Annotated in this window: 12 protein-coding genes; all 12 read left to right on the top strand. The window is 46.2% G+C overall.

The genetic code is table 11. The features are described from left to right. The first annotated feature begins 148 nt into the window (after window positions 1-148). The 12 genes from FTX54_RS12600 (at window position 149) to trxA (ending at window position 15,002) form a co-directional block, all read left to right on the top strand. Window positions 149-403, top strand: coding sequence for a cell division protein ZapA (locus FTX54_RS12600; RefSeq protein ID WP_147803441.1), 255 nt, complete (start codon window positions 149-151; stop codon window positions 401-403). A 2-nt stretch (window positions 404-405) separates the two neighbouring features. Next, window positions 406-951 carry a CvpA family protein gene (locus tag FTX54_RS12595; protein ID WP_246125599.1) on the top strand — a complete coding sequence of 182 codons (546 nt, stop codon included), beginning with the start codon at window positions 406-408 and terminating at the stop codon, window positions 949-951. 138 nt (window positions 952-1,089) lie between these two features. Continuing rightward, complete coding sequence (gene polX / locus FTX54_RS12590; RefSeq protein WP_147803442.1) at window positions 1,090-2,811, top strand: DNA polymerase/3'-5' exonuclease PolX; 1,722 nt, start codon at window positions 1,090-1,092, stop codon at window positions 2,809-2,811. Window positions 2,812-2,826: 15 nt separating this feature from the next. Next, window positions 2,827-5,190, top strand: coding sequence for an endonuclease MutS2 (locus tag FTX54_RS12585; protein WP_147803443.1), 2,364 nt, complete (start codon window positions 2,827-2,829; stop codon window positions 5,188-5,190). 15 nt (window positions 5,191-5,205) lie between these two features. Continuing rightward, the gene (locus tag FTX54_RS12580; RefSeq protein WP_147803444.1) at window positions 5,206-5,610 is read left to right on the top strand and encodes a DUF350 domain-containing protein; all 405 of its coding nucleotides are present in this window, start codon (window positions 5,206-5,208) and stop codon (window positions 5,608-5,610) included. A gap of 1,091 nt (window positions 5,611-6,701) precedes the next feature. Next, window positions 6,702-8,390, top strand: coding sequence for an AMP-binding protein (locus FTX54_RS12575; RefSeq protein WP_147803445.1), 1,689 nt, complete (start codon window positions 6,702-6,704; stop codon window positions 8,388-8,390). An 87-nt stretch (window positions 8,391-8,477) separates the two neighbouring features. Next, complete coding sequence (locus FTX54_RS12570) at window positions 8,478-10,172, top strand: AMP-binding protein (RefSeq protein ID WP_147803446.1); 1,695 nt, start codon at window positions 8,478-8,480, stop codon at window positions 10,170-10,172. A gap of 139 nt (window positions 10,173-10,311) precedes the next feature. Continuing rightward, window positions 10,312-10,920: a TetR/AcrR family transcriptional regulator gene (locus FTX54_RS12565; protein ID WP_147803447.1), complete on the top strand. Its 609-nt coding sequence runs from the start codon at window positions 10,312-10,314 to the stop codon at window positions 10,918-10,920. Next, a complete protein-coding gene (locus FTX54_RS12560; protein WP_147803448.1) occupies window positions 10,917-11,699 on the top strand; it encodes an enoyl-CoA hydratase in 783 nt (260 codons plus the stop codon). The genes FTX54_RS12565 and FTX54_RS12560 overlap by 4 nt, the downstream gene beginning before the upstream one ends. A gap of 76 nt (window positions 11,700-11,775) precedes the next feature. Further along, entirely contained in the window at window positions 11,776-12,546 is a 771-nt protein-coding gene (locus FTX54_RS12555; protein WP_147803449.1) for an electron transfer flavoprotein subunit beta/FixA family protein, read from the top strand. Between the two features lie 29 nt (window positions 12,547-12,575). Next, window positions 12,576-13,541 carry an electron transfer flavoprotein subunit alpha/FixB family protein gene (locus FTX54_RS12550; protein WP_147803450.1) on the top strand — a complete coding sequence of 322 codons (966 nt, stop codon included), beginning with the start codon at window positions 12,576-12,578 and terminating at the stop codon, window positions 13,539-13,541. Window positions 13,542-14,687: 1,146 nt separating this feature from the next. Beyond that, window positions 14,688-15,002, top strand: a complete 315-nt coding sequence (trxA, locus tag FTX54_RS12545; RefSeq protein ID WP_147803451.1) for a thioredoxin — start codon at window positions 14,688-14,690, stop codon at window positions 15,000-15,002. Window positions 15,003-15,039: the final 37 nt, after the last annotated feature.

The raw sequence follows: 15,039 nt of genomic DNA, 5'->3' as shown, positions 1-15,039 counted from the left end.
TAAATATGTACTGCTTGATTGTACCAGAAAGAGTCCGGCGGATCACGGGGTGAAAGCGGTCCCGGGTTCACAGCAAATATATTTTATTCCTGACCCCCGCATGTTATGATTACATATAGTATTTCTACTGAAGACAGGGGGGACTGCAGTGAGCCGGGAAGGAAGAAAAATCCGCACAGTGGTTACAATAGCTAAAAATACGTATACAGTCGTCGGCGAAGACAGCGAACGTCACGTTCATGAGGCTGCAGAGCTGGTCGATAAAAATATCCGTGAAATAAAATCACGAAATCCGTACCTTTCTTCTTCCCAGCTTGCTGTACTTGCCGCTCTTAATATCAGCAATGACTATCTCACACTGCAGAAAAAAGTGCAGGAGGAAAAAAACCAGAAAGAGGAATGACGATGATACTGAGTTTATTTTTAATTTTAATGCTTATAGTTAGTTTGATGACGGGCTTTCGCCGCGGTTTTGTTCTCCAGGCAGTACATATTGTCGGTCTTATTATTTCTTTTATGGCAGCCTGGCTTTACTACGAAGCGTTTGCAGAATTAATCCGTCTCTGGGTGCCATTTTTACAGCTCCCGGAAGAATCCCCGTGGCCGCTTCTTAATGACGCGCTCGGAGGCGAAATGGTCTATTATAATGGAATTGCTTTTGTCCTTATTTTTATCGTGGTCAAAATCATTACCCAGATTATCGGCTCCATGCTGGATTTCATCGGCAACCTGCCTATCCTTAACGTGTTCAACAGCTGGCTTGGTGCCGCGCTTGGATTTATTGAAGGCCTGGTTATCATGGCAATTCTTCTTCATCTGGCTGCCCTTATTCAGGTTGAATTTGTCCAGCAGCTGCTGCACAGTTCATCGATTGCTCAATGGATATTCAACTATACGCCGATCGTATCAAATGAATTACGTGAGCTCTGGATAGAAGGTACGAGAGAATAGCACGTCAAAAAAAGCCTGTTTTTTTCTTTTATGCTGACAAACATAATAGAAAACAGGACTTTTTTTTGTAAATCCGGCTGATAACACAGCAAGCAGGGAAAATGATAAACGTACGACCCACCTGAATGAAAGAGGAGGATCCCGATGAATAAAAAAGAAGTACTGCAGACGATGGAAACGATCGCTGTTTATTTAGAAATAAAAGGAGAAAACGCCTTCCGTGTTTCTGCATACAGAAAAGCAGCCCAGGCACTGGAAAAAGATGAACGCAGTCTGGAACAAATTGAAGACCCCGCTTCATTATCCGGCATCGGTAAAGGGACAGCGGCTATTATAGAAGACCTTCGCCAAACCGGAACGACAGAGCTTCTGGAAGAGCTTCAGCAGGAAGTGCCGGAAGGGCTCATCCCGCTCCTAAAGCTTCCGGGTCTTGGAGGCAAAAAAATCGGCAGGCTTTATAAGGAACTTGGCGTAACGAATGCAGAACAACTGAAACAGGCGTGTGAAGACCATAAAATTCAGGATCTTTCAGGCTTCGGAAAGAAATCCGAGGATAAAATTCTCGAAGCAGTTAACGATATGGGAAAACGACCGGAAAGACTGCCGCTGGCCTCTGTTTATCCAGCAGTGGAAGATCTCGGTCAGAAGCTCGAAAATATAAAGGAAATCAAACGCTGGGAACTTGCCGGGAGTTTTCGCCGCGGCCGGGAGACAGTGAAGGATCTTGATTTTATCGTGGCTACGGAAAAGCCGGCAGAAGTAAAAGAAAGTATTCTGGCCTTTTCGGGAATTGAAGCGGTTATTGGCCGCGGGGATACAAAAATCTCCCTCGAATTTCGATACGGGGACGACATTATCCCCGTCGATTTCAGGCTGATCGAAGACCGTTCCTTTGCCTCCACCCTGCACCATTTTACTGGATCCAAGGATCATAACGTCCTGATGCGGCAGCGGGCGAAAGAAAGAGGAGAAAAAATAAGCGAATACGGGGTGGAAGTGGAGGAGACGGGAGAAAAAATTTATTTCAACTCAGAATCGGAATTTTTCTCTCATTACGGCCTGCCTTTCATTCCTCCGGAAGTAAGAGAAGGAGCATGGGAGCTTGAAGAAACATTTGAGGATCTGCTCTCTTTTGAAGATATCCGCGGCGACCTTCATATGCATACGACGTGGAGTGACGGAGCCCAGTCCCTGGAAGAAATGATGGACCGATGTGCAGACAAAGGGTATACCTTTATGGCGGTTACGGACCATTCCCAGTATTTAAAGGTGGCGAACGGCCTGACCGTTGAGCGTTTGAAACGCCAGCACGAGGAGATACGTACACTTCAGAAGGAAAAAGGTATCCGCGTATTCACCGGTATCGAAATGGATATTCTTCCGGACGGGACGCTCGACTATGAAGATGAAGTACTGGAAGGGATCGATTTTGTTATCGCATCGATTCACTCCTCTTTTCAGCAGGATGAAGAAACGATTATGAAGCGTCTTATCAATGCGTGCCGCAATCCTCATGTCAATATGATTGCTCATCCGACAGGAAGGCTTATCGGCAGGCGCAGCGGTTATGCCGTCAACATGGAAAAACTGATAGAAACGGCGGCGGAAACAAACACTATTCTTGAATTGAACGCCAACCCGAACCGGCTTGATCTCTCTGCGGAGAATTTGAAAAAAGCACAGGCGGCCGGTGTGAAAGTGGCTATTAATACGGACGCGCATCACTATGATATGCTTGAGGATATGATAACAGGAGTAAAAACGGCCCGCCGTGCCGGATTAAAGCGGCATAATGTTGTAAATACATGGACGATATCCGAATTGAAGAGCTTTTTACATCTCTCAGATTCGACGACGTAAGAAGGGAAGGTAATTATGATTGAACGGGTAACCCGGGTACTGGAATATGAAAAAATGAAAGAACAGCTGCTTCCTTTTGCAGGTTCTTCACTCGGAAAGCAGCGGGTAAAACAGCTGAATCCTTCGTTTTCTTTTTCTGATGTGAAAGAGGCACACGCTCGCACGTCAGAAGCGGCCAAAGTCCTGCGGCTGAAAGGGAACGTGCCGCTGGGCGGCCTCCGCGATATCCGCGGATCGATCAAGCGGGCGGAGATCGGCGGGCAGCTGAATGCAGGAGAACTGCTGGAAATTGCTTCAACGATTTATGGGAGCCGAATGTTTAAAGCATTTATCGAGCAGATGGTCGAAGATGAAATCGAACTCCGCATTCTGCCGGAGCTTATCGCAGAAATGGTACCGCTCACCGATCTGCAGCGGGAAATAAACCAGGCAATTGATGAAAATGGCGGAGTACTTGACTCTGCGAGTATGGAGCTGCGGAACATCCGCCAGCAGATCCGTTCCCACGAATCCACGGTACGCTCCCGTCTTGAAGGAATAACGCGGTCTTCTTCCGGCAGGAAAATGCTTTCGGATGCGATCGTAACGATCCGGAATGACCGCTATGTTATTCCTGTCAAGGCAGAGTACCGCGGTCATTTCGGAGGTATCGTCCACGACCAGTCTGCATCGGGAGCAACGCTGTTCGTAGAACCGGAAAGTGTCGTTCAAACGAACAATCAGCTTAGAGAAGCACGTACGAAAGAAAAGTACGAAATTGAACGGATCCTGCAGATGCTGTCTGCGAGTGTATCGGAATATACAGTCGAATTAAGTGACGTAGTCGACATTATGACAGAAGCAGATTTCATGTTTGCAAAAGCTTCCTATTCGAAATCGATCCGGGCTTCGGAGCCGGCGCTCAATGAATCCGGACGGATTGAGATGAAAGGCGCCCGTCACCCGTTAATTCCAGATGACGAAATCGTCCCGATCGATGCCGAACTCGGCGGCAGCTTTTCTTCTCTTGTCATTACCGGGCCGAATACAGGCGGTAAAACCGTGACGCTGAAAACGGTGGGGCTGCTGACACTCATGGCCCAGTCGGGTCTGCAGATTCCCTGTGAAGAAGGATCAACCGCTGCCGTTTTTCAGCGGATTTTCGCTGATATAGGAGATGAACAGTCCATTGAGCAGAGCTTGAGTACCTTTTCCTCGCATATGACAAACATCGTAAGCATTATGGAAAATGTCGATCACGAATCACTCGTCCTCTTTGACGAATTAGGCGCAGGCACCGACCCGACAGAAGGAGCAGCCCTCGCCATTTCCATCCTGGATCATGTTTATAATACAGGAGCGAAAGTGATTGCAACGACGCATTACAGTGAATTGAAAGGCTATGCCTACAACCGCGAAGGTGTCATCAATGCCAGTGTGGAATTTGACGTGGAAACACTCCGCCCGACATACCGGCTGCTTATCGGAGTCCCCGGGCGCAGTAATGCTTTTGCGATCAGTGCCCGTCTTGGATTAAAAGAAGAGATTATTGAAGCGGCAAAACAGCAGATTTCCACAGAAACAAATAAAGTCGAAAACATGATATCTTCTCTCGAAGACAGCCGTAAAAAGGCGGAAGAAGAACGAGAAGAAGCCGTTCTTCTGAGAAAAGAAGCAGAAGAGCTTCACGGGGAACTTGCTGAGAAGCTGCGCCTCTGGGAGGAAGAAAAAGACCGGCTTCTCCAGTCAGCAGAAGATAAAGCGGCAAAGCACGTCCAGAAAGCCCAGCAGGAAGCGGAATCGATCATTTTCGAGCTGCGGGAAATGCAGAAAAACAATCCATCGATTAAAGAGCATGAGCTGATTGATGCCAAGAAAAGAATGCAGGATGCGGAACCTGATTTTGCGGAACGCAAAAAGAAGGCAAAGCCGAAAAAAGCGAAGCCGGAAATTGATAAGCTGCTTCCAGGCGACGAAGTGAAAGTGGAGAGCCTGGACCAGAAAGGGCATATTGTTGAAAAGGTCAACGATAAAGAATATATGGTGCAGCTTGGAATGATGAAAATGAAAGTGAAAAATAAAGATCTGCTTTATATAAGCAGACCGAAACCGGTTGAATCCAAACCGCTGTCCACGGTACGGGGGCGCAGTGCCCATGTGAAAACTGAGCTCGATCTCCGGGGGGAGCGCTATGATAACGCGATGATGGATGTGGAAAAATATCTGGACGATGCCGTACTTGCCGGCTATCACCAGGTGTCAATTATTCACGGAAAAGGGACAGGTGCGCTGCGTAAAGGCGTGGAAGCCCTGTTGAAACGCCACCCAAATGTATCGGAGACGAGGCTCGGATCCCAGGGGGAAGGCGGATCAGGTGTAACCGTTGCAAAACTAAAATAAAGGGGAGGAATCCGGATGGAAACACTTTTTCAGCACGAATACGTCTATACGGCCGGGCTGTACAGCATCGTAGTCATGGCTATTATAACTGCTGCAGCTGTGTTTGAATGGATTACCTCCTACAAAACATGGGATGAATTCAAAAAAGGAAACGTAGCTGTGGCTTTAGCGACTTCGGGAAAAGTGTTTGGAACAGCAAACATTTTCCGTTATTCTATTGAAGCGAACGATTCTGTCCTTGCGATGCTCGGCTGGGGTGCCTACGGTTTCCTGCTGCTTCTTTTCGTCTATTTTATATTCGAATTTCTCACTCCTTCGTTTAAAGTAGATAGAGAACTAGGGGCAGACAACAGGGCTGTCGGAATACTTTCCTTTGTTTTATCTGTATCTCTGTCGTATATCATTGGAGCGAGTATTTAAAGAACGGGAGGCATCCTTATGGAAAGATTAGCAAAAATCCTTATTTTCCTCTGTGCCGGCTTCATGCTGGCAGGAGTTGTCTACTGGGTATTTTTCATCTAAGTGGAGAGGCGCCGGGGGAGAAGAGCTTTCTGTATGTTTATAAATAGATACATCATGAAAAGAACCTTTGAAAGGTTCTTTTTTTGTTTTGAAAGAGCTTTCTTGTAAGCTACCTTGAAAATAAAGGATATAAGCAATGAATGTGCGCTTTCGTTTCCATGGGGACGCTTTCCGGGCGGGCCGGCCTCAGCTAATCCCTTCCTCCCGGCGGTCGGAGGGATGGATCTTCGACTCGTCCTTCATCGCCCCGGAGTCGCCCCATGTCCACTACAGCTTATGGTAAAAAAGATAGAACAGGAGGTAGAAGACCTCTTCTGGATATCATTGATTCCATCTGTATAGATGGGGCATCCATTCCTATAAAAGGACATTTTCATGCTTCATGGTGCAAGGATTTTGCATGAGGGTCTCTGTTAAAGTCCCAGTCTCTTACTTATATAAAGGGGATCGTTTCTGCTCTTTATCATTTACAGGCTGCTTCTTCCCTTTAAAAAACCGCAGTAACAGGCATGAGCAGTTTTTACAAGTAGTTCATTTTCGATTTAGTGGAAAATATAACTTAATACCACCAAGTTTGAAAATCCTTTTTGGCGAAGCTGTGATTCGGCAAAAATAGCTGAAGACGAGCACCGCGGAAAGCCTCCGCTATCCTTTAGAAACGACTCAAACAGCTTTTTATATATTCAGAGACAAGAGTATTGATTTTTCATCTGAAAAAAGAAGTTATTTACTCTGAAATTACTGTATAATACAGGGAAATGAGAAAAAGAATGAACATTCATTCAATTTGTTCAATTATTTTTCTAAATAGAGTTTCTTTTTTAAAGCGTTTTCATTACAATATTAGTAAGAGGGAATGTTTGTCTTTTTTGTTGCAGAAGCATGGGGGAAGTTCCAGCGCGTCTGGAGCTTAAAGTTTCTGGAGCAGAAAAGACATTTACATCTACGACTGGCAGAAAGAGTGATAGGAAAACAGGGAGGGTATTGTCATGACAACGTTAACACAAAAGCCGTGGTTTGATTCCTATCCACAGGAAATTCCGCAGTCCATAGAGTACGAGGAAAAAACACTTCAATATTATTTGAAGCGGGCGGCGGAACAGTTTCCGAATAAAGGTGCTCTTCATTTTATGGGTAAGGATATGACGTACAGCGCTGTTTATGAAGAATCTTTGAAGCTGGCTGGTCAATTAAGGAAAATGGGGGTAGAGCAGGGGGACCGGGTTGCTATCATGCTCGCCAATACACCTCAGGCTGTTATCAGCTATTACGGCGTGCTGCTTGCAGGCGGCGTGGTCGTGCAGACAAATCCGCTTTACGTAGAGCGGGAGATTGAGCACCAGATGAACGATGCCGGAGCCAAGGTGATGATCTGCCTTGATCTCGTTTATCCGCGGGTAGCTAAAATCAAGGATAAAACGCCGCTCACTCATATTATAGTTACTGGAATAAAAGACTATCTGCCGTTTCCTAAAAACATGGTCTATCCATTTATTCAAAAGAAAAATACCGGAATAAAGGTAGAGCTGACTTATTCCGACTCACTGCTTTCCTTCACAGATCTAATTAATAAAGGGAAAGCCGAGGAGATCGACCTGGATATTAATCCAAAAGAAGATCTTGCTCTGCTCCAGTATACCGGAGGGACGACGGGCCCGGCAAAAGGGGTTATGCTCACTCATTATAACCTGACAGTAAACACCCAGCAGTCTGAACACTGGATGTATAAATTAAAGGCCGGGGAAGAAGTTATGATGGCCGCTCTGCCGTTTTTCCACGTTTATGGAATGACAGTAGTCATGAATTTATCGGTCCGAATGGCTTTCAAAATGATAATTATGCCGAAATTCGATCCAAAAGGAATTCTGAAAGCGATTGAAAAACATAAGGCTTCTCTGTATCCGGGGGCTCCGACGATGTATATCGGGCTTTTAAACCATCCGGATATTCGGAAACACGATCTTTCTTCGATTAAAGCCTGCCTGAGCGGTTCAGCGGCACTGCCTCTCGAGGTGCAGACGAAGTTTGAAGATGCCACCGGCGGTAAACTCGTAGAAGGATACGGCCTGACGGAAACGTCCCCGGTCGCTATTGCCAACTTTTTATGGGGGAAAAGAAAAGAAGGTTCGATCGGAGTTCCATGGCCGGACACAGAAGTAAAAGTTCTTTCTGCCGAAACCGGCGAAGAAGCCGGGGCGAATGAAGTGGGAGAACTGATGATTAAAGGTCCCCAGGTAATGAAAGGCTACTGGCATCAGCCGGAAGCGACTCAGGCAAGCTTCAGAGGAGACTGGTTCTTAACCGGGGACATGGGCTATATGGATGATGAAGGTTTCTTCTACATCGTCGACCGTAAAAAAGATATGATAATCGCAGGCGGTTTCAATATTTACCCTCGTGAGATTGAAGAAGTGCTTTATGAACATGAAGGGGTCCAGGAAGTGTGCGTCATCGGAGTGCCTGATCCTTACCGTGGGGAGACGGTAAAGGCATTTATCGTACCGAAAGAAGGCGTCACATTATCCGAAGAAAAGCTTGATGAGCACTGCCGTAACGACCTTGCTTCGTTCAAAGTTCCGCAGTATTATGAATTCCGCGAAGAACTGCCGAAGACGATGGTTGGTAAAATTCTGCGGCGTGTTCTCGTCGAAGAAGAAAAAGAAAAAAGTAAAAAATAATGCGGAGAGCCGGAGCTTCCTCCGGCTGCCTCCTTAATAAGAGAGAATGTCTGCCTGTACCGGAGAGTATAATCAGGAGGATGGGCAATGGTAACAGAATTAACGGCCAGACCCTGGCTGAATCAATATCCGGAAGAAATTCCAGCATCACTTGAATATCCGCATCAGACGCTCCACTCATATCTGCAGGAAGGAGCAGAAGAAGAGCCGGATAAAGTCCTTCTTCATTTCCTTGGTAAGACGATGACATTTAAACAGGTATATGAAGAGGCAAAACGTTTTGCCGGTCAGCTTCAGCAGATGGGTGTACATAAGGGAGACCGGGTAGCAATCATGCTTGCCAACACTCCGCAGTCTGTTGTCAGCTACTACGGAATTCTAATGGCCGGAGGAGTCGTTGTTCAGACGAACCCGCTTTATGTAGAACGGGAACTTGAGCATCAGATGGTGGACTCGGGAGCCAAGGTGATCATCTGCCTTGACCTCGTTTATCCAAAAGTCAAAGCGGTCAAGGAAAAAACCGCTCTGGAACACGTGATTGTGACGCATATAAAAGATTATCTTCCTTTTCCTAAAAATATGATCTATCCGTTTATTCAAAAGAAAAACACCGGCATGAAAGTAAGTGTTGATTATGATGCCGGAACACACAGCTTTACTGAACTGTTAAAGAAAAAGCCGGCTGCTGTGAACCCAGTAGAGATCGATACAGAGAAGGATCTGGCTTTATTGCAGTATACCGGGGGCACAACCGGAGCTGCAAAAGGTGTCATGCTAACGCACAGGAATCTCGTAGCTAATACAACCCAGGCTATCCGCTGGATGTATACGATGAAGCACGGGGAAGAAGTAATTTTATGTGCGCTTCCTTTTTTCCACGTCTATGGAATGACGATCGGGATGAACTATGCAGTGCTGAACCGTGCGAAAATGGTTATTCTGCCAAAATTTGATACGAAGCAGACACTCCAGGCGATCGAAAAGCAGAAAGTGACGATCTTCCCGGGGGCTCCGACAATGTATATCGGCGTAATAAATGATCCAAACGTCGGTAAATATGATTTATCTTCAATCGAAGCCTGCATCAGCGGATCAGCTCCCCTTCCTGTCGAAGTCCAGCAGCGTTTTGAACATCTGACCGGGGGAAAACTTTCGGAAGGATTCGGCCTCACCGAAGCCTCTCCTGTAACCCACTTCAATTTGATGTGGGGAAAACGTCCGACGGGCAGTATCGGTCTGCCGTGGCCGGATACGAATGTGATGATCCTTTCTGCGGAAACAGGCGAAGAAGCCCCTCCGCATGAAGTTGGTGAGCTGCTGATCAGCGGTCCGCAGGTGATGCAGGGATATTGGAACCGACCGGAGGAAACAGCTGCAGCGATGCAGAACGGCTGGCTTTATACGGGAGACATGGGTTATATGGACGAAGAAGGTTTCTTTTATATCGTTGACCGGAAGAAGGACATGATTATTGCCGGAGGCTTCAATATTTATCCGCGGGAAATTGAAGAAATTCTTTACGAACACGAAGCAGTCAAAGAAGCTGTGGCTGTCGGCATTCCCGATCCTTACCGTGGAGAAACAGTGAAAGCTTTTGTCGTGCTGAAAGATGGGAAACAGGTAACGGAAAAAGAACTGGACACCTACTGCCGCTCACAGCTTTCTTCCTATAAAATACCTCGCATGTATGAGTTCAGAGATGAACTTCCGAAGACGATGGTTGGAAAAGTGCTGCGCCGTGCTCTGCAGGAAGAAGAAAAAGAACGTCAAAAGTCTGGCTAAATCTTCGCTGCTCCGGTAAAATAGATGCTGAGGAAATACTTTCCGCTCCTGTCGTTGACAGACAGAGCGGAATTCGATATGATCAAGGTATGAATGAACGATCATTCATTTTTATCGGGCAGGATAGGAGTCGAACACAATGGGGAAAAAACGAGGACAAAAATACGACAAAATCATTGATGCTGCAGTGAAGGTAATTGCAGAAAACGGCTATCACCATTCCCAGGTTTCCAAAATTGCTAAAGAAGCAGGAGTAGCTGACGGAACTATCTACCTTTACTTCAAGAATAAAGAAGATATACTGATTTCTCTATTCGAAGAGAAAATGGGTGTTTTCGTTGATTACATTAAAGGTAAAATTTTGGACGCTACATCAATAGAAGATAAATTATATATACTCATTCATATGCACTTAAGCCAGCTCGAAAAGGATCATGATCTGGCGCTCGTTACCCAGCTGGAACTTCGCCAGTCGAACATCTCTATCCGCTTTAAAGTGAATGAAGTATTAAAAGGGTATTTAGGGTTAATCGACTCGATTATTGAAGAGGGAAAGCAGGAGGGGGAATTTGATCCGGATATTGACACACGGATGATGCGTCAGGTGATTTTCGGATCTATTGATGAAGTCGTAACCAACTGGGTGATGAAAGATCACCGGTACGATCTCGCTCCGCTTGCTGAGTCCCTGCATAAGTTCTTAATGAAAGGGTTAAAAGCACCGCAACGAATGGAGGAACCTAGATGAGTAACTGGCAGTTCATTTCAACAGAAATCGAAGACCGTATCGGCGTAATCACGCTGAACAAACCTCCGGCAAACGCTCTTTCCCAAAGTATGATTGCAGAAATCGGGGAAGCACTGGACGCTTTTGAAGAAAACAACGATGTCCGTGTTATTGTTATGCATGGAGAAGGCAGATTTTTTGCTGCAGGTGCCGATATTAAAGAGTTTACCGGTATTAAACACGGCAGCGAATTTGCTGATCTGGCACGTGACGGCCAGCGGATTTTCCGCCGCATGGAAACTGCTTCCAAGCCGATTATCGCAGCTATTCATGGCGCAGCTCTCGGCGGCGGCCTGGAACTGGCGATGGCCAGTCACATCCGAATCGCTTCCGAGAACTCACAGCTTGGCATGCCGGAGCTGCAGCTTGGACTCGTTCCCGGATTTGCGGGTACGCAGCGTCTTCCTAAACTTGTAGGCAAATCGAAAGCTATGGAAATGCTGCTTTCTTCTGAGTCAATAAAGGCACCGGAAGCCGAAAAGTTCGGACTGATTAACCGGACTGTTCCTGAAGGTACCCACGTCGAGGAAGCAATGAAGCTTGCTGCTTTGGTCCGCCATAAAGGTGCGAGATCAGTTCAGTACATTATGGAACTGCTGCAGCACGCAGAAACGGATCCAATCGAACGCGGCCAGGAAAAAGAAGCTGTGCGCTTCGGTGATGTGTTTGAAACGAAAGATGCCCAGGAAGGCATTTCAGCATTTCTTGAGAAAAGAAAGCCTCAGTTTCAGGATAAATAAGCTGTTTCACTACAGCTTTTTTATATAATAGTTATGAAAGCGCTTAAAATGCGCAGGATAATAGGAGGGTAAAGACATGAATATTTTTGTCATTATGAAACGTACGTTTGACACAGAAGAAAAAATTCAGGTGGAAAACGGAAAAATTGTAGAAGATGGAGCAGAATTCATCATTAATCCGTATGATGAATATGCGATTGAAGAAGCAATTCAAATCCGCGATGAGCACGGTGGAGAAGTTACCATTGTGACTGTAGGAGACGAAGAAGCGGAGAAGCAGATCCGCACCGGTCTGGCGATGGGCGCAGACAAAGCTGTTCTCATTGAAGATGAGGAAATTGAAGACGGGGACACTTTTACTACTCAGGCACTGCTTGCTGCCTACTTTAAAGATCAGGAACCGGACATTATTCTCGGCGGTAATATCGCTGTTGACGGCGGTTCCGGACAGGTAGGGCCGCGTCTTGCTGATCAGCTAGGTATCAACCACGTAACTTCTATTACGGATATTAAAATTGAAAACGGCACAGCGAAGATCGAAAAAGACGCGGAAGGCGATCAAATGATGCTTGAAGTCCCTTTACCATTGCTTGTTACAGCACAGCAGGGGCTTAATGAACCACGCTATCCTTCTCTCCCGGGGATTATGAAAGCGAAAAAGAAGCCGCTTGAAACGCTCGATCTGGATGACCTGGATCTGGACGAAGACGATGCAGCACCTAAGACAAAGCGTGTTGACCGCTATCTTCCTCCGGAAAAACAGGCTGGAAGAATTCTTGAGGGCGAGGTGGACGAACAGGTATCAGAGCTTGTTTCAGTTTTAAAAAATGAAGCGAAAGTAATATAAAGCAAATAGACGATCAGAAAGGGTGACAAATGATGGCGAAACATTTAGTGATTGGAGAAATCAGCAATGGAGCATTCCGTAACGTATCGTTTGAGGCTGTAGCAGCAGCTAAAATGATGGATGAGAGTGCGGAAGTAGTAGGAGTCGTATTAGGAGAATCTGTCGCTTCCGTGGCAGAAGAAATGGTGCAGCACGGCGCGGACCGCGTGCTCACTGTTGAATCCGAAAAGTTGAAGGAATACACGCCGGACGGCTATTCCCAGGTTCTCATGGAAATAATCGAACAGGAAAAGCCGGACGCGATCGTTATGGGGCATACTTACATTGGCCGGGACATTGCTCCAAAGATTGCGAGCAAGCTGGGATCCGGACTCGTTTCCGATGCCGTAGCGATTGAAGGCGGCTCTACATTTATCCGCCCGATCTATTCCGGTAAAGCCTTTGAAAAAGTTGCGATCGAAGAAGGGCTGCAGTTTGTAACTATCCGCCCAAACAACATTCCTGCTCTTGAAAAAGATACTGGCAAAAGCGGAAACGTGGAAGCATTTAATGTCGAAGTAAAAGATCTGCAGACGATTATTAAAGAAGTCGTCCGAAATACTTCTACAGGTGTCGACCTTTCAGAAGCTTCCATTATTGTTTCCGGAGGCCGGGGACTGAAGAGCGAAGAGAATTTCAAAATGCTTGAAGACCTTGCAGACGTATTAAACGGCGCTGTCGGTGCTTCCCGCGGAGCGTGCGATGCGGAATACTGTGATTATGCGATGCAGATCGGACAGACAGGGAAAGTTGTTACACCGGATCTTTATATCGCTGTCGGACTGAGCGGGGCAATCCAGCACGTAGCGGGGATGTCCAACTCTAAAATCATCGTTGCGATCAACAAAGACCCGGAAGCAGAAATCTTCCAGATTGCTGACTACGGCATCGTTGGAGATCTTTTCGACATCGTTCCTAAGCTGACCGAAGAATTCAAAAAAGTAGTTGTTTCATAAAGAAACTTTGAAATGAAGATCAGATTGCAGACAAAGGTTTGTTATCTGCATAGTAATACAGAAGGCTGCTTACGCCTGCCGATGGACGCTTTCCGGAGGGGACGGCCTCAGCTGATTCCTTCCGCCCCAGGGGTTGGAAGGCATGGATCTTCGGATCGTCCTTAATCCTCCAGGAGCCGCCATCTCCGGCTTCTGCAGCCGGCTTTCTGAAAAGAAACAGCAGTGCAGGAGATTTCTCAAGAGTTTCTTCAAGGCATGAAAGAAGAGAAGAATTGTTATATCAAACGTTAAAAAGAACCAGATAACCATCCGCTGGAAAAGTCCGGCGGATGGTTATCTGGTTTTCTGTACTCGGATAATATTTTAATCACCCGTCTTTTTAACGGCGATATTGTACCAGTGTGCAGATAAATGATTCTCTGTATCGTTTTCGGTTCTTCTTTCCTTCGCTTCCTGGGGAGGCTTTCCGCGGGGCTCGTCTTCAGCTGTTTTTGTCGAAGCTCAGCTTCGACAAAAAGGATATTCCGACTTCGCTTTTTCCCGCAGGAGTCCCCACCGTTAGCTTCAGAAAGAAGGTCAGGGTACAAGCAGGACTTTTCAGTAGAAAGAAAATTCAAGTTTTATTATCATATGTTCTGTAATAGTCCATTTTTGTTATTTCAGAAAACTTCACTGCAGCTCTGCCATGGAGGAAATCTGCAAATCGGACTTTGCGTCCCGCGGGACCTTCCGACCGGCGGGAGAAAGAAATTAGCTGATTCCGTCCCTGCGTCCATTGGCAGGCGGAAACAGCCGCCCTTTATTTCTGAACAGGACACCTGACTTTATCTAAGGAATGATTAAACAGTATTAAAAACTGGAAAACAACTGCAGACTTGCTGTAAGGCGGACGTTTGACAGGGAGAAATCCTTAATCCGGGGCAATATAAGTACCTAACGTCTGCATGCTGGCTTTTCGTATCGAAACTTTTGTTCATGAAAGGCTGGTCTTAAAGCTCTCAGGCAGTTATTTTGCAACCTGAACAGGTTTCGTTTAGAATTAAATTCAGCATCCAGAGAAGATGTTGAAGCAGGATGTTTTCAACTATGGGGTGCATCCGTTATAATGGAATTAATACTGCTCAATTAATAAGGAGGACTATATTTATGGCAATTACACACGTAACAGACCAAAATTTCGGTACAGAAACAAGCGAAGGCGTCGTGCTGGCGGACTTCTGGGCACCTTGGTGCGGACCTTGTAAAATGATCGCTCCCGTTCTTGAAGAACTCGACGGCGACATGGGCGACCAGGTTAAAATTGTTAAGCTGGACGTTGACGAAAACCAGGAAACAGCAAGCAAGTACGGTGTTATGAGCATTCCTACACTTCTCGTCATGAAAAACGGCGAAGTTGTGGATCAGGTAGTCGGCTTTAAGCCGAAAGAAGAGCTGGAAAACACACTGAACAAGCATCTATAAAAGACAGATGATAAGCACGGGGGTGTCTCCATTTGAG

This window comes from Alkalicoccus halolimnae, from assembly GCF_008014775.2.
Taxonomy (GTDB): domain Bacteria; phylum Bacillota; class Bacilli; order Bacillales; family Salisediminibacteriaceae; genus Alkalicoccus; species Alkalicoccus halolimnae.
Note: the sequence above shows the minus strand (reverse complement) of the source record. Positions and strands in the feature narration are given on the sequence as shown.

Coding starts and splice junctions, on each gene's coding strand:
- FTX54_RS12575 (WP_147803445.1), top strand. CDS start 6,702: ATGACAACGTTAACACAAAAGCCGTGGTTTGATTCCTATCCACAGGAA.
- FTX54_RS12595 (WP_246125599.1), top strand. CDS start 406: ATGATACTGAGTTTATTTTTAATTTTAATGCTTATAGTTAGTTTGATG.
- trxA (WP_147803451.1), top strand. CDS start 14,688: ATGGCAATTACACACGTAACAGACCAAAATTTCGGTACAGAAACAAGC.
- FTX54_RS12550 (WP_147803450.1), top strand. CDS start 12,576: ATGATGGCGAAACATTTAGTGATTGGAGAAATCAGCAATGGAGCATTC.
- FTX54_RS12585 (WP_147803443.1), top strand. CDS start 2,827: ATGATTGAACGGGTAACCCGGGTACTGGAATATGAAAAAATGAAAGAA.
- FTX54_RS12570 (WP_147803446.1), top strand. CDS start 8,478: ATGGTAACAGAATTAACGGCCAGACCCTGGCTGAATCAATATCCGGAA.
- FTX54_RS12555 (WP_147803449.1), top strand. CDS start 11,776: ATGAATATTTTTGTCATTATGAAACGTACGTTTGACACAGAAGAAAAA.
- FTX54_RS12565 (WP_147803447.1), top strand. CDS start 10,312: ATGGGGAAAAAACGAGGACAAAAATACGACAAAATCATTGATGCTGCA.
- FTX54_RS12580 (WP_147803444.1), top strand. CDS start 5,206: ATGGAAACACTTTTTCAGCACGAATACGTCTATACGGCCGGGCTGTAC.
- FTX54_RS12560 (WP_147803448.1), top strand. CDS start 10,917: ATGAGTAACTGGCAGTTCATTTCAACAGAAATCGAAGACCGTATCGGC.